The following is a 1557-nucleotide window of genomic DNA, read 5'->3' as shown; positions in this document are numbered from 1 at the left end:
GGACTTTCGATTACCCACAATTTTTGGCGAGTTCAAAGCCGAGTTGAATATCGATGAGTCTTCGCAAACCTCGCCAGATCACGATGTTTCCAGGAGGCGGATCATTGGCTCGAGCCATATAGCCGCCTAGCTGTGCGAGTTTGATGATGTATCTGGTTAGAGGCTTGGCGTTCAAACTCTTCGCGGTATCTTTAACCAACTGGTCGAGCCGTTGTATCTCGGGCGATGTCAACGCAATCTCGACCGGTTGATCAGGTGCGGCCCGATGTACCATAGTGAGCCAGAAGATACGCCAGCTCACGACGCAGAATACCGAGATGAGATTGGCCAGCCGGTCTGCGGTGCGCAATTGCGAATCTTCTGCCTTGCAGCCCGATTTCAGAATCTTGTGAAACACCTCTATTTTCCATCGCAACGCGTACCAGTCGAGTTTCTCGACAGCCTGCTTGCGAGAAGCGACAGGCAGGTTGGTGATCAACTTCCACTCAATGCGTTTGCTGCCCGTGGGTACACCTCGTTCGAGGGCGTGAATGACGGTCAGCTCCAGGGCGGGATAACGACGCTGCTTGCCGATTGGTGGGAGTACCGTTATGCGGCGGTATCGAAGTTCCAGTATTGCGTGCTGAGCCTTACCGTTCTGGTCGCGAACAGTGATACGGTGAACGCCCTTGACCCGTACTTCATCCATCTCATCGGCAATCGTATGGCCGCCATCTCCCGCAAGCCTGTCGACGCAGGTTCTCACCAGGAAATTCGTTTGCAACTCTTGAGCCAGGCAGAAGAGTTCGTAAATATCACTTTCGCGATCTCCTACATGAATGCATCGCTGGGGTTGCCCAAAAAGTGCTGTTGATTGCCGCAGATTTTCAAGCCACCGATAGCTTTCCTTTTCCTCGATCGGCACGCGCGTTGGATTAATCTTGCGCTTCAGCGCGTCGCATCCCTTGAATTTCTTTCGCGTCCAGAATTTGACGGCCGCGAGCCCCAAGGGCACACCTTGGGTCGTGACTGCCAGGCTCGAATGCATCAGGATGCCGCATACTGTATGCATCGGGGTACGTCCTTCCCGGTCTTTGCGGCTGGCAACCTTATGCGTCGATCCAATCAACTCGGGTCGCTCTCGTTTGTAGGAAAACTCAGTCGTATCCTGCAATACCAGCACCTGCCCGGGCGTGACGGCAAAGCGGCTTCGCGTTGCTTCAAAGTGTCCGCCCAGAATATCCTGTTCAGTGACCTTGGGATTGGAAAGAAACCGGTATGCTGCCTTCGTATTACACCAGTCTTGAAAAGCCATTGGAATGCTTTGCCCAATGCAGCTCCACAAACGCTCCAACACTAGCCGGAATCTCTTGCCAAGGCGTTCATCGCGAAACCGGCTTCGCCCAATTTCCTCATCCAACCAGGCATCGCCGGATTGAAACGCCGTATCAGAAGCAGTTTTCGCGTGCTGTCGCTTAGCCATTCCTCTCTGCCCGTCGTATGTGCATGCAATGACGTTAACAGAATCGTCCTTCGGTTAACAGAGGGTAGTGCTAAGAATTGTGGGTAATCGAAAGG

1 protein-coding gene is annotated in these 1557 nt (G+C 53.3%); it reads right to left on the bottom strand.

Translation table 11 applies throughout. From position 1 onward, the window contains the following. Window positions 1-10 precede the first annotated feature (10 nt). A complete protein-coding gene (locus AWB81_RS42790; RefSeq protein WP_062644613.1) occupies window positions 11-1462 on the bottom strand; it encodes an IS4 family transposase in 1452 nt (483 codons plus the stop codon). Between the last annotated feature and the right edge of the window lie 95 nt (window positions 1463-1557).

The sequence above is a fragment of the Caballeronia arationis genome (assembly GCF_001544975.2).
GTDB lineage: Bacteria > Pseudomonadota > Gammaproteobacteria > Burkholderiales > Burkholderiaceae > Caballeronia > Caballeronia arationis.
Note: the sequence above shows the minus strand (reverse complement) of the source record. Positions and strands in the feature narration are given on the sequence as shown.

Coding starts and splice junctions, on each gene's coding strand:
- AWB81_RS42790 (WP_062644613.1), bottom strand. CDS start 1,462: ATGGCTAAGCGACAGCACGCGAAAACTGCTTCTGATACGGCGTTTCAA.